Annotated in this window: 32 protein-coding genes; 28 read left to right on the forward strand and 4 right to left on the reverse strand. The window is 64.7% G+C overall.

Annotated elements, in window-relative coordinates; genetic code table 11:
• Window position 1: 1 nt before the first annotated feature.
• Genes L1080_RS05320 through L1080_RS05350 form a run of 7 tightly spaced genes read left to right on the forward strand, consistent with a single transcriptional unit; the run spans window position 2 to window position 7,279 of the window.
• Entirely contained in the window at window positions 2–862 is an 861-nt protein-coding gene (locus L1080_RS05320) for an MlaE family ABC transporter permease (protein WP_250769226.1), read from the forward strand.
• Entirely contained in the window at window positions 862–1,914 is a 1,053-nt protein-coding gene (locus tag L1080_RS05325; protein WP_250768959.1) for an MCE family protein, read from the forward strand. The genes L1080_RS05320 and L1080_RS05325 overlap by 1 nt, the downstream gene beginning before the upstream one ends.
• Complete coding sequence (locus tag L1080_RS05330; RefSeq protein ID WP_250768963.1) at window positions 1,911–2,927, forward strand: MCE family protein; 1,017 nt, start codon at window positions 1,911–1,913, stop codon at window positions 2,925–2,927. The genes L1080_RS05325 and L1080_RS05330 overlap by 4 nt, the downstream gene beginning before the upstream one ends.
• Window positions 2,924–3,964 carry an MCE family protein gene (locus L1080_RS05335; protein ID WP_250768965.1) on the forward strand — a complete coding sequence of 347 codons (1,041 nt, stop codon included), beginning with the start codon at window positions 2,924–2,926 and terminating at the stop codon, window positions 3,962–3,964. The genes L1080_RS05330 and L1080_RS05335 overlap by 4 nt, the downstream gene beginning before the upstream one ends.
• On the forward strand, window positions 3,961–5,049 hold the full coding sequence (locus tag L1080_RS05340) for an MCE family protein (protein WP_250768966.1): 1,089 nt from the start codon (window positions 3,961–3,963) through the stop codon (window positions 5,047–5,049). Before L1080_RS05335 ends, L1080_RS05340 begins: the two co-directional genes overlap by 4 nt.
• Window positions 5,050–5,063: 14 nt before the next feature.
• Window positions 5,064–6,095 carry an MCE family protein gene (locus tag L1080_RS05345; RefSeq protein WP_250768968.1) on the forward strand — a complete coding sequence of 344 codons (1,032 nt, stop codon included), beginning with the start codon at window positions 5,064–5,066 and terminating at the stop codon, window positions 6,093–6,095.
• A complete protein-coding gene (locus L1080_RS05350; protein WP_250768970.1) occupies window positions 6,095–7,279 on the forward strand; it encodes an MCE family protein in 1,185 nt (394 codons plus the stop codon). Before L1080_RS05345 ends, L1080_RS05350 begins: the two co-directional genes overlap by 1 nt.
• 39 nt (window positions 7,280–7,318) lie before the next feature.
• Here L1080_RS05350 and L1080_RS05355 read toward each other — a convergent pair whose 3' ends face one another.
• The 4 genes from L1080_RS05355 to L1080_RS05370 form a co-directional block, all read right to left on the reverse strand.
• Complete coding sequence (locus L1080_RS05355) at window positions 7,319–8,167, reverse strand: ABC transporter permease (RefSeq protein ID WP_109331610.1); 849 nt, start codon at window positions 8,165–8,167, stop codon at window positions 7,319–7,321.
• Window positions 8,164–8,979 carry an ABC transporter permease gene (locus L1080_RS05360; protein ID WP_109331609.1) on the reverse strand — a complete coding sequence of 272 codons (816 nt, stop codon included), beginning with the start codon at window positions 8,977–8,979 and terminating at the stop codon, window positions 8,164–8,166. The genes L1080_RS05355 and L1080_RS05360 overlap by 4 nt, the downstream gene beginning before the upstream one ends.
• On the reverse strand, window positions 8,976–9,944 hold the full coding sequence (locus tag L1080_RS05365; protein ID WP_109331608.1) for an ATP-binding cassette domain-containing protein: 969 nt from the start codon (window positions 9,942–9,944) through the stop codon (window positions 8,976–8,978). The genes L1080_RS05360 and L1080_RS05365 overlap by 4 nt, the downstream gene beginning before the upstream one ends.
• A gap of 342 nt (window positions 9,945–10,286) precedes the next feature.
• A complete protein-coding gene (locus tag L1080_RS05370; protein WP_159925628.1) occupies window positions 10,287–10,784 on the reverse strand; it encodes a hotdog fold domain-containing protein in 498 nt (165 codons plus the stop codon).
• 468 nt (window positions 10,785–11,252) lie between these two features.
• Here L1080_RS05370 and rpsJ point away from each other — a divergent pair, with 468 nt between their 5' ends.
• The 21 genes from rpsJ (at window position 11,253) to rplO (ending at window position 21,009) form a co-directional block, all read left to right on the forward strand.
• Window positions 11,253–11,558, forward strand: a complete 306-nt coding sequence (rpsJ, locus tag L1080_RS05375; RefSeq protein ID WP_003938093.1) for a 30S ribosomal protein S10 — start codon at window positions 11,253–11,255, stop codon at window positions 11,556–11,558.
• 20 nt (window positions 11,559–11,578) lie between these two features.
• Entirely contained in the window at window positions 11,579–12,235 is a 657-nt protein-coding gene (gene rplC, locus L1080_RS05380; RefSeq protein ID WP_009479366.1) for a 50S ribosomal protein L3, read from the forward strand.
• Window positions 12,232–12,921 carry a 50S ribosomal protein L4 gene (gene rplD, locus L1080_RS05385; protein WP_109331600.1) on the forward strand — a complete coding sequence of 230 codons (690 nt, stop codon included), beginning with the start codon at window positions 12,232–12,234 and terminating at the stop codon, window positions 12,919–12,921. The genes rplC and rplD overlap by 4 nt, the downstream gene beginning before the upstream one ends.
• A complete protein-coding gene (gene rplW / locus L1080_RS05390; protein ID WP_109331599.1) occupies window positions 12,918–13,223 on the forward strand; it encodes a 50S ribosomal protein L23 in 306 nt (101 codons plus the stop codon). Before rplD ends, rplW begins: the two co-directional genes overlap by 4 nt.
• Before the next feature lie 39 nt (window positions 13,224–13,262).
• Window positions 13,263–14,099: a 50S ribosomal protein L2 gene (rplB, locus tag L1080_RS05395; RefSeq protein WP_015889918.1), complete on the forward strand. Its 837-nt coding sequence runs from the start codon at window positions 13,263–13,265 to the stop codon at window positions 14,097–14,099.
• A 13-nt stretch (window positions 14,100–14,112) separates the two neighbouring features.
• Entirely contained in the window at window positions 14,113–14,394 is a 282-nt protein-coding gene (gene rpsS / locus L1080_RS05400; RefSeq protein WP_003940820.1) for a 30S ribosomal protein S19, read from the forward strand.
• On the forward strand, window positions 14,391–14,795 hold the full coding sequence (rplV, locus tag L1080_RS05405; RefSeq protein WP_109331598.1) for a 50S ribosomal protein L22: 405 nt from the start codon (window positions 14,391–14,393) through the stop codon (window positions 14,793–14,795). Before rpsS ends, rplV begins: the two co-directional genes overlap by 4 nt.
• Window positions 14,795–15,601, forward strand: coding sequence for a 30S ribosomal protein S3 (rpsC, locus tag L1080_RS05410; protein WP_005239635.1), 807 nt, complete (start codon window positions 14,795–14,797; stop codon window positions 15,599–15,601). The genes rplV and rpsC overlap by 1 nt, the downstream gene beginning before the upstream one ends.
• Window positions 15,602–15,604: 3 nt before the next feature.
• On the forward strand, window positions 15,605–16,021 hold the full coding sequence (rplP, locus tag L1080_RS05415; RefSeq protein ID WP_005239636.1) for a 50S ribosomal protein L16: 417 nt from the start codon (window positions 15,605–15,607) through the stop codon (window positions 16,019–16,021).
• Window positions 16,021–16,257, forward strand: coding sequence for a 50S ribosomal protein L29 (gene rpmC, locus L1080_RS05420; RefSeq protein WP_109331597.1), 237 nt, complete (start codon window positions 16,021–16,023; stop codon window positions 16,255–16,257). The genes rplP and rpmC overlap by 1 nt, the downstream gene beginning before the upstream one ends.
• Window positions 16,254–16,535, forward strand: a complete 282-nt coding sequence (gene rpsQ, locus L1080_RS05425) for a 30S ribosomal protein S17 (RefSeq protein WP_109331594.1) — start codon at window positions 16,254–16,256, stop codon at window positions 16,533–16,535. Before rpmC ends, rpsQ begins: the two co-directional genes overlap by 4 nt.
• Window positions 16,536–16,737: 202 nt before the next feature.
• Entirely contained in the window at window positions 16,738–17,106 is a 369-nt protein-coding gene (gene rplN, locus L1080_RS05430; protein ID WP_005239639.1) for a 50S ribosomal protein L14, read from the forward strand.
• Complete coding sequence (gene rplX, locus L1080_RS05435; RefSeq protein ID WP_109331588.1) at window positions 17,106–17,423, forward strand: 50S ribosomal protein L24; 318 nt, start codon at window positions 17,106–17,108, stop codon at window positions 17,421–17,423. The genes rplN and rplX overlap by 1 nt, the downstream gene beginning before the upstream one ends.
• Window position 17,424: 1 nt before the next feature.
• Entirely contained in the window at window positions 17,425–17,991 is a 567-nt protein-coding gene (gene rplE / locus L1080_RS05440) for a 50S ribosomal protein L5 (protein ID WP_109331587.1), read from the forward strand.
• Window positions 17,992–17,995: 4 nt separating this feature from the next.
• Entirely contained in the window at window positions 17,996–18,181 is a 186-nt protein-coding gene (locus tag L1080_RS05445; protein ID WP_005239644.1) for a type Z 30S ribosomal protein S14, read from the forward strand.
• Between the two features lie 153 nt (window positions 18,182–18,334).
• The gene (gene rpsH, locus L1080_RS05450) at window positions 18,335–18,733 is read left to right on the forward strand and encodes a 30S ribosomal protein S8 (RefSeq protein WP_005239657.1); all 399 of its coding nucleotides are present in this window, start codon (window positions 18,335–18,337) and stop codon (window positions 18,731–18,733) included.
• Window positions 18,734–18,747: 14 nt separating this feature from the next.
• Window positions 18,748–19,287, forward strand: a complete 540-nt coding sequence (gene rplF / locus L1080_RS05455; RefSeq protein WP_109331583.1) for a 50S ribosomal protein L6 — start codon at window positions 18,748–18,750, stop codon at window positions 19,285–19,287.
• A 1-nt stretch (window position 19,288) separates the two neighbouring features.
• Window positions 19,289–19,696: a 50S ribosomal protein L18 gene (gene rplR / locus L1080_RS05460; protein WP_109331582.1), complete on the forward strand. Its 408-nt coding sequence runs from the start codon at window positions 19,289–19,291 to the stop codon at window positions 19,694–19,696.
• Between the two features lie 31 nt (window positions 19,697–19,727).
• Window positions 19,728–20,384: a 30S ribosomal protein S5 gene (gene rpsE, locus L1080_RS05465; protein WP_109331576.1), complete on the forward strand. Its 657-nt coding sequence runs from the start codon at window positions 19,728–19,730 to the stop codon at window positions 20,382–20,384.
• The gene (gene rpmD, locus L1080_RS05470; protein WP_005253859.1) at window positions 20,384–20,563 is read left to right on the forward strand and encodes a 50S ribosomal protein L30; all 180 of its coding nucleotides are present in this window, start codon (window positions 20,384–20,386) and stop codon (window positions 20,561–20,563) included. Before rpsE ends, rpmD begins: the two co-directional genes overlap by 1 nt.
• Before the next feature lie 2 nt (window positions 20,564–20,565).
• Complete coding sequence (gene rplO / locus L1080_RS05475) at window positions 20,566–21,009, forward strand: 50S ribosomal protein L15 (protein ID WP_109331575.1); 444 nt, start codon at window positions 20,566–20,568, stop codon at window positions 21,007–21,009.
• Window positions 21,010–21,125 lie beyond the last annotated feature (116 nt).

A 21,125-nucleotide genomic window follows, 5' to 3' on the forward strand; every position in this document is an offset into this window, starting at 1 on the left:
GGTGGTGGTCGATGCCAGATGGTCCGCGGCGCACTGGGCGAAGTCGAAGGCTCGTCAACCCCTGAATCTGCTGACGGGGCTGGGCCGGGAATTCACTTTCTACGGAAGCGCAGTCGCAGGAATCCCCCTCGCAGTGGTGAAGTACTGGCGGCACATCATGCGTCAGGTCGGTGACATCAGCTTCGGTGGCGCCACTGTGCTCGCCGGCGGCGGCGCGATCGGAGTCGTGTTCGCCATGTCCGCAGTTGCGGCCACTCAGGTGGGCATCGAGGGTTTGCGCGGGCTCGATCTACTGGGAATGGGGTCGTTGTCCGGGCTCCTGTCCGCGATTCTGAACACGCGTGAGCTGGCGCCGGTGATTGCGTCGATAGCGCTCGCGGCCAAGGTCGGGACCGGGTTCACCGCGCAGCTGGGATCGATGCGGATCTCGGAGGAGATCAGCGCGCTCGACGCGATGGCGATCCGCTCGCTGCCGTTTCTGGCGAGCACCCGGCTCGTGTCCTGCCTGATCTGTGTCGTGCCGCTCTACATCGTGGGGCTCCTGTCATCCTACCTGGCGTCGCGGCTGGTGATCGTCACCTTCGCCGGACAGTCCGCTGGTACCTACGATTACTACTTCCATCTCATGCTCACTCCCACCGACATCCTGTACTCGTTCGTCAAGGCGATCGTCTTCGCCACCATCATTGCGCTGGTGCACTGCTCGTACGGGTATCACGCATTCGGAGGTCCCGAGGGCGTCGGCCGGGCCGCCGGGCGCGCGTTGCGCACCAGCATCCTCGCCATCGGAATCGTGGACCTGCTATTGACTCTTGCACTCTGGGGTCTCGTGCCGTCCGCTCCCGCGCTGGGGCTGCCGTGATGCGGGGCCGCCCGGGCGGCCCAGGGACGATCGCCCTCGCCGTTCGCGGACTGCTCGGCGTCGTCGCCCTCGCCACCGGATCGATTCTCCTCGTCGGCTTCGGCACCGAGTCGATCGTGACCGATCCCGTCGTGCACGCGACCCTGCCTGCAGAGGCGGGCGCCGTGAAGTCGCATTCGACGGTGTCGTACCGAGGCGCCGCGGTGGGCACCGTGGCCAGTGTCGATCCCGGCATCGAGAAGTCGGGGTTGGAGATCAGCCTCGATCCCCAGCAGATCCACCACATCCCGGCGAGCGTTCGCGTTCGGATCGTGCCCCGCACCCTGTTCGGCGACCAGATCGTGGACCTCGTACCCACCGGCGCCGCAGCCGGAGCGAGACTCGCCGAGGGAGCGCACCTCCCACCCGACACCTCTACCGAAACGGTGCAGATGTACGACCTGTACTCGCGCGTCTACCAGCTGTTGTCCGAGGTGGAGCCGGAACAGATGCAGGCGGCCCTCAGTGCCGTCGCGGACGCGCTGCGCGGCCGAGGCGAGCAGCTGGGTCACACTCTCGACAGCTTCCACGAGGTCGCGCAGGCGACAGCGCCGCTCGTCGATTCGGTGGCGCAGCGCGCCCCGCAGATCGCCCGTCTCAGTGAGCAGCTGGCTGCGGCGTCCCCGGATCTACTGGCAACGATGGAGGCGGCGACGTCCCTGTCGCACACCCTGGTGGAGAACGCCGACAGCTTCACCGGGTTTCTCGCCGCCAGTCTCGTCGTCTCCAGGAACTCGGGGGCAGTCGTGGAGGAGAACGCCGATTCGTTGATCGCTGTAGCACTGGATCTTTCACCCACCCTCGGCACGATGGCGAGTAAGTCCGACATGCTGCGGGCAACACTCGACGAGCTCGGTCCGTTCGGCGAGGCAGGGGCATCGGTTTTCGCGACCGGCAAGTTTGCTGTGCGGGTCGCCGCCGACCTGTCGAATCCGCGGCCGTACACCGCTGCGGACTGCCCTCGTTATCCCGGCCTCAGCGGGCCCAACTGCGGTGAAGGACGTGGTCGATGAACGTCCGCAGATCGGCGTTCAAATTGGCGATCTTCCTGGTCGTCGCGGTGTTCGCCGCAGTTCTCGTGGTCAACACCCTGCGCGTCCCCGTCCCCGGCCCGACGGTCGGATTCAAGGCGATGTTCACCGACGCCCAGGGCGTCACGCCTGGCAGCGACGTCACCATCGCCGGCGTGCGAGTAGGAAAGGTCGATTCGGTGCAGATCGTGGACGGTGATGCCGGAACCGCCTCTGCCCTGGTCGGTTTCCGGGTGGAGCGCGATCAGAAGTTGCCCGCCGACACCACCGTCGCCATCCGGTACGGCGACTTGCTGGGTGTCCGGTACCTCGACCTGAGTGCAGGAGAAATCGGGAAAGGCACGCTCGAGGAGGGGGAGACGATCCCGCTCGACCGCACTTCGCCTGCCCTGGACCTGACGGGTCTGTTCAATGGTTTCAAGCCCCTGTTCGAGGCGATCGACCCCACACTGGTCAACGAACTCGCCTCCGAGGTCGTCGCCGTATTCGACGGCCGGAGAACGAGTGTCGACACCCTGCTGCGACGGGTCACCGCGGTGACCGGAAATCTGGCGAATCACGATCAGGTCATCGGTGAGCTGATCGGCAATCTCGAGGTCGTCGCCACCACCGCGGCCGCCAGGGGACCAGAACTCTCGCACTTGGTGGAAAGCCTCACCGCGTTCACCGGGATGCTCGCCGAGAACAACGACGTGTTGATCGACACCCTCGACAACACGGCTGCCGTCAGTGCCTCCATGATCGACATCCTCGACGGCCGAGTTCCCGAACTCACCCGAACGGTAGACCGGATGAATTCGCTTACGGGTGCGATGCTCGGCGCGAACGCCGAGTTCGACCACCTGATGACGGCGACTCCGAGCTTCTTCGCCTCCGTCAACCGCGCCGGCGAGTACGGATCGTGGCTCAACATCTACCTGTGCACCTTCATCGTCAATGTCGACGGTCAGGAAGGCGCATTGGGTCCAGACCTGCATTCGAGGTATTGCCAATGACGTTCGTGGACAAGGTTCGGGACGTTTGGGACTCCCTGTCCGGCAAGGAACGTGTGCGACCGGTCAGTCCTCTTGCCGTGGGAGCCGTGGGAATCACGGCCGCCACACTGGTTCTGGTAGTCGTCCTCGTCGTCCCTCGGCTGAGCTTTACCGTTCGGACCGACGCGTACACGGCGGAACTCGCCAACGCGGCAGGCCTGACCACCTCGGACTACGTCTACGTCGCCGGAGTTCCTGCCGGCCGGGTCACGGAGGTCGAGCTTGCCGGCGATCGGGTCCACGTACATTTCCGGCTCGACGGTGAACGACGCCTCGGCTCCACGACTTCGGCGGGAGTGAAACTGTCGACCATCCTCGGTAAGAGATATCTCGATGTCGCGCCTTCCGGGCCGGGTGAAACGCCGTCGAACGGAGTGATCCCGCTGAGCCGCACCAGCGTGCCCTACTCCCTCGACGACATCGGGTCCGGCGCGATCGAAGCAGCGAGCGAACTGGACGTCGAGGGACTGCAGAAGATGGTTGCGACGGTCACGGACACGATGCCCACGGATGCCACCCTCAATCGGGATGCGCTGGCAGGGATCAGCGCAGCGTCCGCGATCCTGGCCAAGAATGCCGACCAGATCTCGCAATTGCTCGACAGTTCCCGAACTGTGACGGATGTGCTGGTAAGTCAACAGGACCAGTTGTCGACGCTGCTGGGAAACGCCGAGGTCGTCATGAAGACGCTGGCGACGCGACGGGAAGCGATACGTCAGATGGTCGACGATCTGGAGTCCCTGGTCGCTCAGGCGTCGCAGTTCCTCGGCGAGAACACACACGATCTCGACCTCCTGCTTGCGAACGCACGTGCGGTGACGGACCGCCTCAACGCCAACCTGGGCAATGTCGATACCCTCCTCACACAGGGTGCACCGGCCGCACGCGCCCTGGTCAACTCGACCGGAACGGGCGATTGGGCCGACGTCTCCGCACCCTCCGCCTTCATCGCGGACAACCTGCTGTGCGTCGTCGGACTGCTGACGGGGTGTTCGTGAAGACCGCGGCGCGCAGGGCTGTGGGGATCGCTCTGACGGTCGGGCTCGTCGTGGCGATCGCAGTGGCCGGTTGGCTGGTGATCTTCCGTTCGTCCTCAACCACAGTGCATTCGGAGTTCGCCTACGTGAACGGGGTCTTTCCCGGAACCAAGGTCACCGTGTTGGGTGTCCCGGTGGGCGCCGTCGAGGCGGTGGAACCGAGGGGTGCGACCGTTCTGGTCACCATGTCGGTCGCCGCCGACGTCAGCCTTCCTGCGGATGCGCATTCGTATGTGCTGGTGTCGTCCGCGATCGGTGAACGCTTCGTCGAACTCGGACCGGCCTACACCGGGGGACCGGTACTGGGCAGTGGCGACACCATCCCGCTCGAGCGCAGTCACTCGCCGATTACCTGGGACCAACTGATGGACAGTGTCGAGACTGTGGTCGAGGTGCTCGGTCCGGAAGGCGGCAACGTGGGAGCCGCACTCTCGGCCACCGCGGCGTCCACGCACGGTACGGGCCAGGCGATGAACGATGCCATCCGCACGCTGTCCCAGGCGAGTTCGGTCGTCGCCGGCAACAGCGAGGATCTCGGCGCCCTCATCGATAATGTGGAGGTGCTCGTCACGACGATCTCGGCGCGGCAGGCTCAGATCGACTCGCTGGCACAGTCGCTGACTGTCGTCGGCGACGAGTTCGCCGGACAGCAGTTCGAGATCGGCTCCACGATAGTGCAGCTCACGACCCTGCTGGACCACATCGATCAGCTCGTTGCCGCTCGCGGCGGCGACCTGAGTGCCAGTATCGACAACCTCGCCGGAATGAGTGGAGTTCTTCGACAGCACGACACCGACCTCGCCGAGATCATGGATCTGCTGCCCTTGCTTGTCGACAACATTCAGCGTGCGGTCACCCCCGACCAGCGTGCCCGCATCCGATTGAACATCTCGACCACTCTTGCGCAGGCCGAGCCGACGTCGCCTCTGTGTCAGGTGGTCGATCCGATCCTCTGCCGCGGGCCAGGAATCACCAACCCGATTCAATTCCCTCCCAGCATGTCCGATCCGTTCGGGCTACATGAACTCATGGTCGGAGGACGATGACGATTCTTAGCAGAATGCACGCACTGACGACTGTGGTGATCCTCGGGGCCGCCGCGATCACGTCCGGATGCTCGCTCAGCCTTCAAGGCCTGTCGGTCGGTCACGCGCCCGACGGGCCGTCGTATCGCATCACCGCAGAGTTCGCGGGTGCCGACCGGGTCGTACCCGGTGCCGAAGTCCGGGCCGGACAGGATGTGATCGGTCGCGTATCCGAGGTGTCCACCCGAAACTTCACGGCCAGGCTCGAGATGCGGATTCGTGACGACGTCCGTGTGCCTCGAGATGTCACCGCGCGGATCGAGTTGCCCACTGCCCTCGGCAATCCGTTCGTGCGGTTGAACTTGGAGGACGGAATCGGGGCGCCGATGGGCGACGGTGACACGATTCCATTGGTACGCACGTCGCGCGGCCCGGACATCGAAAGTGGACTGGCAGCGCTCGCCACCGTGCTCAACGGCAGTGGAATCGATCAGATGAGCACCATCATGAGGGAATTGAGCGCAGCCTTCGCCGGCCGCTCCGACAAGGTGCGAGACCTCGCGGACATGTTGAACGACACGCTGGGCGTCGTCGACGACCACCGTGACGAACTGAACAGGGCAATAGGGGCGTCCCATGCGTTTTCCGCCGAATTGGCGGCCGGGCAGCCGATACTGGATCGCGCGCTGACCGAAATGTCGCCGGTGATCGACCTACTGCTGTCCCAGCGTGAACAGATCACCGCGCTCATGCACCAGGCGTCCGCACTCACCGGGGAAGCCGAACGTGTCCTCGGGAGCGCCGGAACGGAGCTGTCGGCCGAAATCGATGACGCCGGCACGGTACTGGCCGCCCTCGAAGGGTTCGAATCGGAGCTGGCGCCGACACTGGACGCGGTCGCACGGTTCCTCGGTGGATTCGCCGCCGCCACACCCGGCGACTACGTGACCTTCAACGGGACTTTCGACGTCACGGCGGTCATCGCGAAACTGCTCACCGGCTCGGCGCCCCTCGAGGTCCCGGAAGCCCGGACGCTGGCCGAGGTCCTCGGCGGAGGTGTCCGCTGATGACCCGGCACGTCGTGGCGCAGCTCGTCATGTTCGTTGTGATCTCGCTGGTCGCGATCCTGTTCGGGTTGCGGTACGTCGCCGGACCGGACACGTTCGGCGATCCTCTCCGGCTGAGCGCCGAGCTGGACAACGCAGCCGGGCTCGCCCGCGGAACCTCGGTGAACTACCGCGGTGTGGGAGTGGGCACAGTCGAATCGGTCGACGTCAGCCCGTCCGGTTCGGGCATCGTGCTCGGAATCGAACTGCATCCGGGCACCGAGATACCGATCGGGTCCGTCGCGAAGATCAGCACCGAGAATCCGGTCGGCATTCAGTCGCTCGACATCATGCCCACCACCGACCAGCCGCCCTATCTGGTCGACGGAGACGTCATCGCCATCCCGGCGGACGGGGTTCCGAAGTCGCTGGACGCTACCCTCGTTCAGGCGACCGACCTGGTGAACACACTCGACGTGCGCGACCTCTCGACGATTGCCGACACGTTCGGCACCGCCTTCCAGGGAACCGGACCGGACCTGCAGAACCTGCTCGACAATTCGGCCGAGGCAGCGCAGCTACTCGACAGCCGCACAGAAGCGCTCACCACCATCGTCGACAAGGGAATGCCACTCCTGGACAGCGCCGACGGATTGGCTGCAGCACTGCCCGGATCGGCGAGCACCGCACGAAATGTCTTCGAACAACTGCAGGCCAACGATGCGGCCCTCGTCGAATTGATGGGACGCTCGCCCCAAACGATGGCGAGCCTCGACTCCCTGCTTGCCGGCAACCGCGACTCCCTCGGCACCATGCTCGCCGATCTGGTCCTCCCCACCCGCATCGTGGCGGATCGGCAACCGTCACTCGACTACGGCCTGTCGATCATGCCCACGGCACTGCCGAAGATCGGTTCGATCGAGAAGGGCGGACTGGCCGATCTGCTCCTCGTCGGCACGCAGGGCCCGATGTGCGTGTACGACGCCCCCCGCCGACTGGTCACCGAGGCGGAACCACGTGAACCGGCCCTCGACTGGACGTGCCAGTCGCAGGAGTACCTCGAACAGCGTGGTGCGGTCAATGTTCCACGCCCCGACGATCTCGGGCAGGAGAACGCGACTCGGAGCGGGGGTGTGTACGGTCCGCCGGCCGCAGACGACCCGTTGGTGATTCAGCCACCCCTCACAGGCAGGACCCCTCGCTGATTCCGCGGGACTCGACGGGACCGCACGCGGACGTGGGTGCTACGGGGGAGTCCCTGCGGCCCTTCGGTATCCGCGCACCGCGGGGTAGGTGAATACGATCAGTCCACCGATCGACCAGGCGATCGTCTTGATCAGTGGTTCCGCCACCGGACCGCCCATCGACAGACCCTTCATCGCGTCGATGGCACAGGACATCGGCTGGTTCTCGACGAACGACTGCAACCAGGTCGGGTACGCGGCGGTGGGTACGAATCCCGAGTTGAAGAACAGCAGAAGGGTGCAGAGCAGGGACAGCAGTTCGACGAGTGGCGCCTTCCCCGCGTTGACAGCTAGGGCCGTCACCATCGTCGCGAAGCTGACGCCGAAGAGAAGTGGCAGAAGCATGAGGCCCACGCCGGCGAGGACGCCCTGGTCGAACCGAAAACCGAGGGCAATTCCGACGGCGATGATGAGGACCGTCGTCAGAGAGATGCGCACACACTCGGCCAGCAGCCGGCTGACCAGGGGAGAAGCCCTGTGGACGGGGAGAACCCAGAACCTGCCGAGCAGGCCGTTGGCCCATTCCTTCTTGAGGGACAGTCCCCCCGCGATGGAGCCGAACATGGCGCCGACCAGAGTGATCATGGGGACGGTGCCGTACAGACTGTTGACGCCCGTGGCCTTGGTGATCGAGATGCCCAACACTGCCCAGAACATGACGAGCATCAGCGCGGGATAGACGATGGCCTGGATCATCGTTCCGGGGTCGCGAGCCCAACGCACAAGAAGCCGTTTCGTCTGCAACAGGCTGTGAACCACCAGGGCGGATGCCGAATTCTCGGGATGCGGCTTCGACACCGCGGGGAACGTCACCCGGGTTGGCGCCTCGGCTCGATACTCGGTGGTCATCCGCGCCTCACATTCGACCAGATCGACAACGGAACGAAAGCGAGCACGAGTCCGGCGCACCACAGCAGAGTCGGCGTCATCTGGTGCAGGGTGATCGTCCCCTCGGTCATGGCACGCATCGATTCGGAGAACTGAGATATCGGCTGGTTCCGCACGAAGCCCTGCGCCCACTCCGGGAACTGGCTCACCGGAACGAATCCGGAGGAGAACATCCCCAGAATCAGCTGCGGGAGCGTGAGCGCCTGGCTGGTGACTTCCGGGCTCCCCGTCAGCGTTCCGAGCGCATCGGCACCGGTCGTGAGTGCGAACCCGATGAGCATCGCCAGGGCACAGAAGCCGAGGGTCAGCCGCGTGCCGCCATCGAACCTGAAACCGATGAGATACCCGTAGGTCACGGCAGCGACGAGCGAAATGGACGAGTGCACGAGTGACGCCGACATGCGCGCCGCCAAGGGTATGGCTGCTCCCACGGGCATGGTCTGGAATCGGGTATTCATACCGTTCGACGCCTCGGTCGCTGCTCGATGCGCGGCGGACACGGCCGTGAACGCCATCGCTTGGAGCACGATGATCGGCATGACGAACTGGGCGTAGTCGACGCCCTGGAACTTCATCACCAGACGCAGCGGTAGGTAGAAGCCGACCGTGAAGATCAACGGCGCCAGCACCGCAATGAAGAACTGACCCGTCACCGACATGGTGTGGAGATTTCGCTGGGTCAGTGCAACCCACTGCTGCACGTTGGACGGCTGGGGCTTGCGGTGCTTGCCCGCGAGCGCGCGTTCGAAGGCTACCTGCGGGGGCGCCGTCACGACGGCAGGCTCTCGTCGACGCGTGCATGTCCGGTGAGCGAGAGGAACACGTCGTCGAGCGACGGCCGTCGGAGTGCGATGTCGGCAAGTTTCACACCAGCCATGTCGAGGCGACGAAGCACCTCGGCGAGAGTCTGGGCACCGTGCTCGGCCGGAATCGACAAGCGGTCGGAACCTTCCTCGATGACGCGGTCGGGAGGGCACAGGCCTGCAAGAACCTCGCGCACGCGCGGCAGATCGGAGAGTTGGACCGGCACCACTTCGCAATAGCTGCCGCCGGTGCGGGCCTTGAGGTCGTCCGCCGAGCCTTCGGCGATCACCGTGCCCTTGTCGATGACCACGATGTTGTCGCTCAGCAAGTCGGCCTCTTCGAGGTACTGCGTGGTGAGCAGAATGGTGATGCCCTGATCTTTCAGCGCAGACACGAGACCCCACACGCCCTGACGGCTGCGGGGGTCGAGACCAGTGGTCGGTTCGTCGAGGAACACCACTTCCGGCCGGATCACCAGACCGCACGCGATGTCGACGCGTCGACGCATACCGCCCGAGTAGCCGGACACCTTTCGGTCACCGGCGTCGAGGAGGTCGAACTGAGTGAGGAGATCCTGGGCCCGCGCCTTCGCGTCGCCCTTGGGCAGACCCATCAGACGCCCGAACAGCACGAGGTTCTCGCGGCCGGTCAACGACTCGTCGAGGGCCGCGTACTGCCCCGTCATCATGATGCTCCGGCGCACGTCCGCCGATTCGGTGACGACGTCGTGCCCGGCGACGAAGGCCCGTCCGGCATCAGGCCGGAGCAGTGTGGACAGGACGTTGACGGTGGTGGTCTTTCCGGCCCCGTTGGGACCGAGGATGCCCAGAACCGTGCCGCGGGGTACCTCGAAGCTCACGCCCCGCAACGCTGCGACGTCACCGAAGGATTTTTCGATTCCCTCGACAAGTACGGCGGTGTCAGGTGCAGGCATGTCCTCGAGTATGGCACGCGAGAAGTGAGATGAAGCCAGACCCGCGAACCATGTCCACGCCCGGGGAAGGGGCCGCGGAATCTTCTGTAACGCGCGCAGACAGGTACACGATAAATGCCGCACACCTGTACCAGTTCCACTCCCGTGACCGCCGCAACCTCTGCGTCTTCCACGTCGACGGCCATGGTGTGCGAACGTCAGGCCCGGTGTCCGCAGTACTCCCGCAGGGCAATTCGCCGCCGCAGAGGGGCCGGGACCGAAATGTGAGGTTCGACATGCGTCGTGCCGTCGGCCATCTCCGCTTCCGCGTCGGTGCGCTCACCGTGGCTGCTTGCCCGAGAGCTAGGAAGTCTCCGGTCCCGCACTGCGGGGTGTCACCCACGTCGTGATGTCAGCGTGGACCACCTCGTTCCCCGCGCGGTCGACGATGCGTACCGGCACCACCAATTCGGCGCCCTCGGTGATGGTGGCAAAGTCCGGCGGCTCCGGTAGTTCGGCGATCGCCCGCAGCGATCCGTTCGCCTTGGCGAGGTAGTCGACCGTCATGGACTTCGGAATCCATCGATGCGTGCTCGGCACGGTCGCTTCGGACAGCATGCCCATGGCGACCTCGGCGAGGTTGCAGGCGGCGATCGCGTGAAAGGTGCCGAGGTGGTTGCGCACGCCCCACCATTTCGGGGCGTGAACCTCACAACGTCCGGGCCGCATGTCGACGACGCGGGGGAGCACCGAGCCGAAGTAGGGAACGCGTACACACATCGCCAGAGAGAAGAGAGTGTGACCGAGGGCGTTGTCCGGAAGCTTCTGCCAGGCGGCGAAGGTAGGACTCGAAGTCGTCATCCCGACACCTTACTCGAAAGTAAGTTCTGTGGCTGCGGCACCGGTCCGGGTCGGTTTGAAGTCTCGGGCCTCGTACGGCATACTGGTCGGGTTGCCTTGTCTGGGACGCGATCTATTGCGGCCTGAAACAGGTGGGGTGAAGAACGTCGTCGAGCGGTTCGAAAGAGCTGTTCGCGGCCCATGCAAGACGGAAGCAGTACCTACTGTGCACTCGATTTCGAGTGCATCCGGTGCGAATTCCCGGCCCGAAAGCTGAAAAGTTGCGGGTCGGAGAATGAGTGGGAGGGCGACACGCCCGACCGCGTGTACCGGAGAACCATGACAGATGAACAGCGGCAGCGGATCGGGTGCGTCCCGGTCGCCTAGCGTTCGGACAGTTGCGGCCCAGGTAAGGACTGTGCAGACGACGAGGTAGTTCGGCCCGACTCGGGTGGTTCTACGAAACGCGGCAAGAAAAGGACACTAAGCGTGGCGGGACAGAAGATCCGCATCAGGCTCAAGGCCTACGACCATGAGGCGATCGACGCGTCAGCGCGCAAGATCGTCGAGACGGTGACCCGTACCGGGGCCCGCGTCGTTGGACCCGTGCCGTTGCCGACCGAAAAGAACGTGTACTGCGTCATCCGCTCGCCGCACAAGTACAAGGACTCGCGCGAGCACTTCGAGATGCGTACTCACAAGCGGCTTATCGACATCCTCGACCCGACGCCCAAGACGGTGGACGCGCTCATGCGCATCGACCTTCCGGCCAGCGTCGACGTCAATATTCAGTGAGCGCGGCGGAGACAAAAACAATGACTGATACCAAGATCAAGGGAATCCTGGGCACGAAGCTCGGCATGACCCAGGTCTTCGACGAGAACAACCGGGTCGTTCCGGTCACCGTCGTGAAGGCCGGGCCCAACGTCGTGACCCAGATTCGTACCGAAGAGCGTGACGGCTACAGCGCCGTGCAGCTCGCGTTCGGCGCCATCGACCCGCGCAAGGTGAACAAGCCGACTTCCGGCCAATTCGCCAAGGCCGGCGTCACCCCGCGCCGCCACGTTGTGGAGCTCCGCGTTGCCGACACCTCGGAGTACGAGGTCGGCCAGGAACTTACCGCCGAGGTCTTCGAGGACGGCGCCTACGTCGACGTCACCGGAACCAGCAAGGGTAAGGGCTTCGCCGGAACCATGAAGCGCCACGGCTTCGCCGGCCAGGGCGCCTCGCACGGCGCCCAGGCTGTGCACCGTCGCCCCGGTTCCATCGGTGGCTGCGCCACTCCGGGCCGCGTGTTCAAGGGCATGCGCATGTCCGGCCGCATGGGTAGCGACCGCATCACGACGCAGAACCTCTCGGTCCACAAGGTGGACGCCGAGAACGGCCTGCTGCTGATCAAGGGTGCGATCCCCGGCCGCAAGGGTGGCCTCGTGATCGTCAAGAGTGCAGTGAAGGGTGGTGCACGGGCATGACCAGCACCGAGACATCGACGACCAAGCTGACGCTGGACGTCAAGGTCGCCGGCGGCAAGACCAACGGCACCGTCGATCTCCCCGCGGAGATCTTCGACGCGCCTGCCAACATCGCGCTTCTCCACCAGGTTGTCGTCGCTCAGCTCGCAGCTGCGCGTCAGGGCACCCACTCCACCAAGACCCGCGGCGAGGTTCGCGGCGGTGGAAAGAAGCCGTACCGCCAGAAGGGCACCGGCCGCGCTCGTCAGGGCTCGACCCGTGCACCGCAGTTCGCCGGTGGTGGCACCGTCCACGGCCCGCAGCCGCGTGACTACAGCCAGCGGACGCCCAAGAAGATGAAGGCCGCCGCCCTGCGCGGAGCCCTCTCCGACCGGGCGCGCAACGAGCGTATCCACGTGATCACCGAGCTGGTCGCCGGTCAGACTCCCTCGACGAAGGGCGCCAAGGCGTTCCTGGGCGAGATCTCGGACCGCAAGAAGGTCCTGCTCGTCGTCGGACGTGAAGACATCGCGGCGTGGAAGAGCGTGCAGAACCTGGACGGTGTGCATCCCATCGCACCCGACCAGCTCAACACGTACGACGTGCTCAACAGCGATGACGTCGTGTTCAGCGTCGAGGCGCTCAACACGTTCATCCACGGGCCCGCCGAGAGCGTCCAGGAAGAGAACAAGGAGGAGGCCAAGTGACGACCATCGCTGACCCCCGCGACATCCTGCTGGCTCCGGTCATCTCCGAGAAGTCCTACGGACTGATCGAGGAAGGCACCTACACCTTCCTGGTGCACCCGGACTCGAACAAGACGCAGATCAAGATTGCCGTCGAGAAGATCTTCGGCGTCACCGTGACAAGCGTCAACACCGCCAACCGTCAGGGCAAGCGCAAGCGGACCCGGTTCGGTTACGGCAAGCGCAAGGACACCAAGCGCGCGCTCGTGACCCTCTCGGCCGACAGCAAGCCCATCGAGATCTTCGGAGGACCGGTCGCGTAAGCGCCGGGACTTGACGAGACATAGAGGACGAGAAGACTCATGGCAATCCGTAAGTACAAGCCGACAACTCCGGGCCGTCGTGGCTCGAGCGTCTCGGACTTCGCCGAGATCACTCGGTCGACCCCCGAGAAGTCGCTGGTTCGCCCGCTCCACGGACGCGGTGGACGTAACGCACACGGTCGTATCACCACCCGGCACAAGGGTGGCGGTCACAAGCGCGCCTACCGGTTGATCGATTTCCGTCGCAACGACAAGGACGGCGTGCCGGCCAAGGTCGCGCACATCGAGTACGACCCCAACCGCACCGCGCGTATCGCCCTGCTGCACTACGCAGATGGCGAGAAGCGCTACATCATCGCCCCCAAGGGCCTGTTCCAGGGTGCGCCGGTCGAGTCCGGTGCAGGCGCCGACATCAAACCCGGCAACAACCTGCCCCTGCGCAACATCCCGACGGGTACCACCATCCACGCCGTCGAGCTCCGCCCCGGTGGCGGCGCCAAGATGGCCCGCTCGGCTGGTTCCAGCATCCAGTTGCTCGGTAAGGAAGGCACCTACGCCACGCTGCGTATGCCGTCCGGCGAAATCCGTCGCGTCGACGTTCGCTGCCGCGCCTCGATCGGTGAGGTCGGCAACGCCGAACAGTCGAACATCAACTGGGGCAAGGCCGGCCGTATGCGGTGGAAGGGCAAGCGCCCGACCGTCCGTGGTGTCGTGATGAACCCGGTCGACCACCCGCACGGTGGTGGTGAGGGTAAGACCTCCGGTGGTCGCCACCCGGTCAGCCCGTGGGGCAAGCCCGAAGGCCGCACCCGCAAGAACAAGGCGAGTGACAAGCTCATTGTCCGTCGTCGCCGTACCGGCAAGAACAAGCGCTAGGAGGGAGTGAAGGATGCCACGCAGCCTCAAGAAGGGCCCGTTCGTCGATGACCACCTCCTCGCGAAGGTGGACGTGCAGAACGAAAAGGGAACCAAGCAGGTCATCAAGACCTGGTCCCGTCGTTCCACGATCATCCCGGACTTCATCGGCCACACGTTTGCGGTTCACGACGGCCGCAAGCACGTCCCCGTGTTCGTCTCCGACTCGATGGTCGGACACAAGCTCGGAGAGTTTGCACCGACCCGCACGTTCAAGGGTCACATCAAGGATGATCGGAAGGCGAAGAGGCGATGAGCAACACCGAAACCGCCAACCCGACCGCCAAGGCAATTGCGCGCCACGTGCGCGTCACGCCGATGAAGGCGCGTCGAGTTGTGGACCTGGTCCGCGGGCGTTCGGTTGAAGACGCCCTCTCCATTCTGAAGTTCGCGCCGCAGGCAGCGAGCGAGCCGGTCGCCAAGGTGATCGCCAGCGCTGCAGCCAACGCCGAGAACAACCTCGACCTCGACCCGAGCACGCTTGTCGTTGCCACGGCGTACGTGGACGAGGGCGCGACCCTCAAGCGGTTCCAGCCGCGTGCACAGGGACGTGCGTTCCGTATCCGTAAGCGGACGAGCCACATCACCGTGATCGTAGAGAGCCTGCCGAAGACCGGAACATCGACCCGTAATCGCCGGAAGGGAAGTGCTCAGTAGTGGGCCAGAAAATCAACCCGCACGGCTTCCGACTCGGCATCACCACCGACTGGAAGTCCCGCTGGTACGCAGACAAGCAGTACGCGGAGTACGTCAAGGAAGACGTCGCCATCCGTAAGCTCCTCGCCACCGGCATGGAGCGCGCGGGCATCGCGAAGGTCGAGATCGAGCGCACCCGTGACCGTGTGCGTGTGGACATCCACACCGCGCGTCCGGGCATCGTCATCGGCCGCCGCGGCGCCGAGGCCGACCGCATCCGTTCCGAGCTCGAGAAGCTGACCGGCAAGCAGGTCCAGCTGAACATCCTCGAGGTCAAGAACGCCGAGGCCGAGGCTCAGCTCGTCGCCCAGGGTGTCGCCGAGCAGCTCTCGAACCGCGTCGCTTTCCGTCGCGCCATGCGTAAGGCCATCCAGTCGGCCATGCGTCAGCCGAACGTCAAGGGCATCCGGGTCCAGTGCTCCGGTCGTCTCGGTGGTGCCGAGATGTCCCGCTCGGAGTTCTACCGCGAAGGTCGCGTCCCGCTGCACACGCTGCGCGCCGACATCGACTACGGCCTCTACGAGGCCAAGACCACCTTCGGCCGCATCGGCGTGAAGGTCTGGATCTACAAGGGCGACATCGTCGGTGGCAAGCGTGAGCTCGCCGCCAACGTGGCTGCTCCCGCCGGCGATCGTCCGCGGCGCGAGCGTCCGAGCCGCCCCCGTCGTTCCGGTGCCACCGGCACCACCGCGACCAGCACCGAGGCCGGTCGCGCAGCGACCGCCACCGCCGATGCACCCGCTACGACTGAACAGAAGGAGGGCTGACGCATGTTGATCCCACGGCGGGTCAAGCACCGCAAGCAGCACCATCCGAGCCGTTCGGGTGCCGCCAAGGGTGGAACCCAGGTGACCTTCGGTGACTACGGCATCCAGGCTCTCGAGCCTGCCTACATCACCAACCGGCAGATCGAGTCCGCTCGTATCGCCATGACCCGGCACATCAAGCGTGGCGGCAAGATCTGGATCAACATCTTCCCGGATCGCCCCCTCACCAAGAAGCCGGCCGAAACCCGCATGGGTTCCGGTAAGGGTTCCCCCGAGTGGTGGATCGCGAACGTCAAGCCTGGTCGCGTGATGTTCGAGATGAGCTACCCCAACGAGGAGATCGCACGCGAGGCCCTGCGCCGCGCGATGCACAAGCTCCCCTGCAAGTGCCGGATCGTGACAAGGGAGGAGCAGTTCTGATGGCTACTGGAACCCCAGCCGCAGAGCTCCGCGAGCTCACCGAAGAAGAGCTGGTCACCCGGCTTCGTGAGTCGAAGGAAGAGCTGTTCAACCTTCGTTTCCAGATGGCCACCGGCCAGATGGACAACAACCGCCGGCTTCGGACCGTCCGTCACGACATCGCGCGTATCTACACCGTTCTGCGTGAGCGTGAGCTCGGGCTGGCCGTTGGTCCGGACGCAGGTGACGCGGCATGAGTGAGGAAAAAGCAGTGAGCACTACAGAGCGCGGCAGCCGCAAGGTCCGCACCGGATACGTCGTCTCCGACAAGATGGAGAAGACGATCGTGGTCGAGCTCGAAGACCGGGTCAAGCACCCGCTCTACGGCAAGATCATCCGCCGGACCAGCAAGGTCAAGGCCCACGACGAGAACGGTGTCGCCGGTGTCGGTGACCTCGTGCAGCTGATGGAAACCCGTCCGCTGTCCGCGACGAAGCACTGGCGCCTCGTCGAGGTCGTCGAGAAGGCCAAGTAAGAACCACAATATGTGTCCAGTATGATGGTGGGGTTGCCTTGCGACAGATGCACGGCAACCCCACCGTTGTGCCACCCATCAGGGCGGCCTCATGCAGGGTACGGGTACGGACCGCGCACGTCGGGTCGGAAATCTGCCGTGCACGACAGAGTGATCGCCAGTTGGTCGCTCCAGTCGAAAACACCAGGTCAAGGAGAAGTAAGTGATTCAGCAGGAGTCGCGGCTGCGCGTCGCCGACAACACGGGTGCCAAGGAGATTCTCTGCATCCGCGTTCTCGGTGGTTCGTCACGCCGCTACGCCGGGATCGGTGACATCATCGTCGCCACCGTCAAGGACGCCATCCCGGGTGGAAACATCAAGAAGGGCGAGGTCGTCAAGGCCGTCATCGTCCGCACCACGAAGGAACGTCGCCGTCCGGACGGGTCGTACATCAAGTTCGACGAGAACGCCGCCGTCCTCATCAAGCCGGACAACGATCCCCGTGGCACCCGCATCTTCGGCCCCGTCGGCCGTGAGCTGCGTGAGAAGAAGTTCATGAAGATCGTCTCGCTCGCCCCGGAGGTGCTGTGATGAAGGTGCACAAGGGTGACACCGTGCTGGTCATCGCCGGCAAGGACAAGGGCGCGAAGGGCAAGGTCATTCAGGCCTACCCCGCGACCAACAAGGTCCTCGTCGAAGGCGTGAACCGCATCAAGAAGCACACCGCGGTTTCCGCGAACGAGCGCGGAGCTTCCTCCGGCGGCATCGTGACGCAGGAAGCCCCGATCCACGTTTCCAACGTCGCGGTCATCGACTCGGACGGCAACCCCACCCGCGTGGGCTACCGGACCGACGAAGAGTCCGGCAAGCGCGTTCGGATTTCCCGGAAGAACGGGAAGGACATCTGACATGACCTCCACTGAGAACAAGATCCAGCCGCGCCTGAAGACTCGCTACCGCGAAGAGATCAAGGCTGCGCTGAACAGCGAATTCGACTACGCCAACGTGATGCAGATCCCGGGCGTCGTCAAGGTCGTCGTCAACATGGGTGTCGGTGACGCCGCCCGCGACGCCAAGCTCATCAACGGTGCCGTCAACGACCTCGCCCTGATCACCGGTCAGAAGCCCGAGATCCGCAAGGCACGCAAGTCCATCGCGCAGTTCAAGCTTCGCGAGGGCATGCCGATCGGTGCCCGCGTCACGCTTCGTGGCGACCGCATGTGGGAATTCCTGGACCGTCTCGTGTCCGTGGCCCTTCCCCGCATCAGGGACTTCCGTGGCCTGTCGGGAACCCAGTTCGACGGCAACGGCAACTACACGTTCGGCCTGAACGAGCAGTCGATGTTCCACGAGATCGACGTGGACAAGATCGACCGCCCGCGCGGCATGGACATCACCGTGGTGACCACCGCGACCAACAACGAAGAAGGCCGTGCCCTGCTCAAGCACCTCGGCTTCCCGTTCAAGGAGAACTGAGCTAATGGCTAAGAAGGCATTGGTCAACAAGGCCAACAAGAAGCCCAAGTTCGCGGTGCGCGCCTACACCCGCTGCCAGCGGTGCGGTCGTCCGCACTCGGTGTTCCGCAAGTTCGGCCTGTGCCGAATCTGCGTCCGAGAGATGGCGCACGCCGGCGAGCTGCCCGGCGTTCACAAGAGCTCCTGGTGATCCGGTGACGTCGTCGCCTCGACGATGACGACGTCACCCACCACAGACTTCCGGTTCGTAATCTCGGGCCGGGAAACGTAAGACCTACTTCGCGATAGGCCTGCGCCGGACACGGCAGAGGGAACCGTTGTGAGAAAGGTAGAGGTCAACCTCATGACCATGACCGACCCCATCGCAGACTTCTTGACACGTCTGCGCAACGCCAACACGGCGTACCACGATGAGGTGAAGTTGCCCCACTCGAAGATCAAGGCGAACATCGCCGAGATCCTCAAGCGTGAGGGCTACATCGCCGACTACCGCACCGAGGACGCCGAGGTCGGTAAGACCCTCATCGTCGACCTCAAGTACGGCCCGAGCCGTGAGCGCAGCCTTGCCGGCGTGCGTCGTGTCTCGAAGCCCGGTCTGCGTGTGTACGCAAAGTCCACCAACCTGCCCAAGGTTCTGGGCGGCCTCGGCGTGGCGATCATTTCCACGTCCACCGGCCTGCTCACCGATCGCCAGGCGGCCAATCAAGGAGTGGGCGGGGAAGTCCTCGCCTACGTCTGGTAAGGGAGGCCACCACAATGTCGCGTATCGGAAAGATTCCCGTTACCGTCCCCGCCGGTGTCGACGTGTCGATCGACGGCCAGGACGTCACGGTCAAGGGGCCGAAGGGCACCCTCGGCCTCACCATCGCAGAGCCGATCACCATCGAGAAGAACGAGGACGGAACGCTCAGCGTCACCCGTCCGGACGACGAGCGTCGTAGCCGTGCACTCCACGGTCTTTCTCGCACGCTGGTGCAGAACCTGGTCACCGGTGTGACCGACGGTTACACCACCAAGATGGAGATCCACGGCGTCGGTTACCGCGTTGCTCTCAAGGGCAAGGACCTCGAGTTCGCGCTCGGATACAGCCACCCGGTCCCGATCGAGGCTCCGGAAGGCATCACCTTCGCGGTCGAGTCGCCCACCAAGTTCTCCGTGTCGGGCATCGACAAGCAGAAGGTCGGGCAGATCTCGGCCAACATCCGTCGTCTCCGCCGTCCGGACCCGTACAAGGGCAAGGGCGTGCGTTACGAGGGTGAGCAGATCCGCCGCAAGGTCGGAAAGACGGGTAAGTGATATGAGCCAGACTGCAAACCAGAAAGCCAAGCGAATTCCGCTGGGCAAGGATGCGTCCACGAAGCGTCGCCTGTCGAAGGTGCGTCGTCACTTCCGTCTCCGCAAGAAGGTGTCCGGCACGCCCGAGCGTCCCCGCTTGGTCGTCAACCGGTCCTCGCGCCACATCCACGTCCAGCTGGTGGACGACCTCGCGGGCCACACGCTGGCCGCGGCGTCGACCACCGAGGCAGACGTGCGCGCTGCGGACGGCGACAAGAAGACCCTCAGCGCGAAGGTCGGTCAGCTGATCGCCGAGCGCGCGAAGGCTGCCGGAGTCGAGACTGTGGTCTTCGACCACGGTGGACACGGCTACCACGGTCGCATCGCGGCCCTGGCAGACGCAGCTCGCGAAGGCGGGTTGAAGTTCTGATGACCATCATTTCGAACGGAAGGACAGCCTGATGCCGGGACGTCAGAGGCGTGACGGCGGAAGCGGACCCGCCGGACAGAATGGACCCAACACGGGGGACAACCGCGGCGGCGGCGACCGTCGTGGTGGCGGTCGCGACGATCGTCGCGGCGGACAGTCAGCCGAGAAGTCGAACCACATCGAGCGGGTCGTCACGATCAACCGCGTGTCGAAGGTCGTCAAGGGTGGTCGTCGCTTCAGCTTCACCGCACTGGTGATCGTGGGCGACGGCAACGGACTGGTCGGCGTCGGCTACGGCAAGGCCAAGGAAGTTCCTGCGGCCATCCAGAAGGGTGTCGAGGAGGCTCGTAAGAGCTTCTTCCGCGTTCCGATGATCGGCGGCACCATCACGCACCCCGTCCAGGGTGAAGCCGCTGCCGGCATCGTCATGCTGCGTCCCGCGAGCGCCGGTACCGGTGTCATCGCCGGTGGCGCGGTGCGTGCGGTGCTGGAGTGCGCGGGCATCCACGACATCCTGTCGAAGTCGCTCGGTAGCGACAACGCCATCAACGTCGTCCATGCGACCGTTGCTGCGCTCAAGGGTCTGCAGCGCCCCGAGGAAGTTGCCGCTCGTCGCGGTCTCGCCCTCGAGGATGTGGCCCCCGCCGGCATGCTGCGTGCGCGTGCACAGGCTGGGAGCGTGAAGTAATGGCCGAACTCAAGGTCACTCAGATCAAGAGCACCATCGGTACCAAGCAGAACCAGCGGAACTCGCTGCGCACCCTCGGTCTCAAGGGCATCCGGCAGACGGTTGTCCGCGAGGACAATGCGCAGAACCGCGGTCTGATCAACGTGGTGCGCCACCTCGTCACAGTTGAGGAGGTCTAACCATGACCATCAAACTGCATCACCTGCGCCCCGCGCCCGGGTCCAAGTCAGCCAAGATCCGCGTCGGTCGAGGCGAGGGCGGCAAGCGCGGTAAGACTGCGGGTCGCGGCACCAAGGGCACCAAGGCCCGCAAGAACGTGCCCGTCGCCTTCGAGGGTGGACAGATGCCGCTGCACATGCGTCTGCCCAAGCTCAAGGGCTTCACCAACCCGTTCCGCACCGAGTACCAGGTCGTCAACGTCGGCGACATCGCCCGTCTGTTCCCCGAGGGTGGGCAGGTCACGGTCGAGGATCTCGTTGCCAAGGGCGCCGTTCGCAAGAACCAGCTCGTCAAGGTTCTCGGCGACGGCGACCTGACTGTCGCCGTCCAGGTGACGGTCGACAAGTTCACCGGCTCCGCCAAGGAGAAGATCGCTGCTGCCGGTGGTACCGCCACCGAGCTGTGAGCAATCACCGCTAGCCAGTAGATGGCCGCAGTACAGCTTCGGGCTGTACTGCGGCCATTTGCCGCTGTGCACCGGGTCGGCCCCAGGTCTCCCAACTGCACGTTCAGTCGCCACTG

Origin of the sequence: Rhodococcus sp. MSC1_016, from assembly GCF_023667485.2 — a bacterium.
Taxonomy (GTDB): Bacteria; Actinomycetota; Actinomycetes; order Mycobacteriales; family Mycobacteriaceae; genus Rhodococcus_F; species Rhodococcus_F oxybenzonivorans.

Excerpts from the sequence above, each read along its gene's own strand:
- L1080_RS05325 (WP_250768959.1), top strand. The coding sequence starts at position 862 with ATGCGGGGCCGCCCGGGCGGCCCAGGGACGATCGCCCTCGCCGTTCGC.
- L1080_RS05330 (WP_250768963.1), top strand. The coding sequence starts at position 1,911 with ATGAACGTCCGCAGATCGGCGTTCAAATTGGCGATCTTCCTGGTCGTC.
- L1080_RS05335 (WP_250768965.1), top strand. The coding sequence starts at position 2,924 with ATGACGTTCGTGGACAAGGTTCGGGACGTTTGGGACTCCCTGTCCGGC.
- L1080_RS05345 (WP_250768968.1), top strand. The coding sequence starts at position 5,064 with ATGCACGCACTGACGACTGTGGTGATCCTCGGGGCCGCCGCGATCACG.
- L1080_RS05350 (WP_250768970.1), top strand. The coding sequence starts at position 6,095 with ATGACCCGGCACGTCGTGGCGCAGCTCGTCATGTTCGTTGTGATCTCG.
- L1080_RS05355 (WP_109331610.1), bottom strand. The coding sequence starts at position 8,167 with ATGACCACCGAGTATCGAGCCGAGGCGCCAACCCGGGTGACGTTCCCC.
- L1080_RS05365 (WP_109331608.1), bottom strand. The coding sequence starts at position 9,944 with ATGCCTGCACCTGACACCGCCGTACTTGTCGAGGGAATCGAAAAATCC.
- L1080_RS05370 (WP_159925628.1), bottom strand. The coding sequence starts at position 10,784 with ATGACGACTTCGAGTCCTACCTTCGCCGCCTGGCAGAAGCTTCCGGAC.
- rplC (WP_009479366.1), top strand. The coding sequence starts at position 11,579 with ATGACTGATACCAAGATCAAGGGAATCCTGGGCACGAAGCTCGGCATG.
- rplD (WP_109331600.1), top strand. The coding sequence starts at position 12,232 with ATGACCAGCACCGAGACATCGACGACCAAGCTGACGCTGGACGTCAAG.
- rplB (WP_015889918.1), top strand. The coding sequence starts at position 13,263 with ATGGCAATCCGTAAGTACAAGCCGACAACTCCGGGCCGTCGTGGCTCG.
- rpsS (WP_003940820.1), top strand. The coding sequence starts at position 14,113 with ATGCCACGCAGCCTCAAGAAGGGCCCGTTCGTCGATGACCACCTCCTC.
- rplV (WP_109331598.1), top strand. The coding sequence starts at position 14,391 with ATGAGCAACACCGAAACCGCCAACCCGACCGCCAAGGCAATTGCGCGC.
- rplP (WP_005239636.1), top strand. The coding sequence starts at position 15,605 with ATGTTGATCCCACGGCGGGTCAAGCACCGCAAGCAGCACCATCCGAGC.
- rpmC (WP_109331597.1), top strand. The coding sequence starts at position 16,021 with ATGGCTACTGGAACCCCAGCCGCAGAGCTCCGCGAGCTCACCGAAGAA.
- rpsQ (WP_109331594.1), top strand. The coding sequence starts at position 16,254 with ATGAGTGAGGAAAAAGCAGTGAGCACTACAGAGCGCGGCAGCCGCAAG.
- rplX (WP_109331588.1), top strand. The coding sequence starts at position 17,106 with ATGAAGGTGCACAAGGGTGACACCGTGCTGGTCATCGCCGGCAAGGAC.
- rplE (WP_109331587.1), top strand. The coding sequence starts at position 17,425 with ATGACCTCCACTGAGAACAAGATCCAGCCGCGCCTGAAGACTCGCTAC.
- L1080_RS05445 (WP_005239644.1), top strand. The coding sequence starts at position 17,996 with ATGGCTAAGAAGGCATTGGTCAACAAGGCCAACAAGAAGCCCAAGTTC.
- rpsH (WP_005239657.1), top strand. The coding sequence starts at position 18,335 with ATGACCATGACCGACCCCATCGCAGACTTCTTGACACGTCTGCGCAAC.
- rplF (WP_109331583.1), top strand. The coding sequence starts at position 18,748 with ATGTCGCGTATCGGAAAGATTCCCGTTACCGTCCCCGCCGGTGTCGAC.
- rplR (WP_109331582.1), top strand. The coding sequence starts at position 19,289 with ATGAGCCAGACTGCAAACCAGAAAGCCAAGCGAATTCCGCTGGGCAAG.
- rpsE (WP_109331576.1), top strand. The coding sequence starts at position 19,728 with ATGCCGGGACGTCAGAGGCGTGACGGCGGAAGCGGACCCGCCGGACAG.
- rpmD (WP_005253859.1), top strand. The coding sequence starts at position 20,384 with ATGGCCGAACTCAAGGTCACTCAGATCAAGAGCACCATCGGTACCAAG.
- rplO (WP_109331575.1), top strand. The coding sequence starts at position 20,566 with ATGACCATCAAACTGCATCACCTGCGCCCCGCGCCCGGGTCCAAGTCA.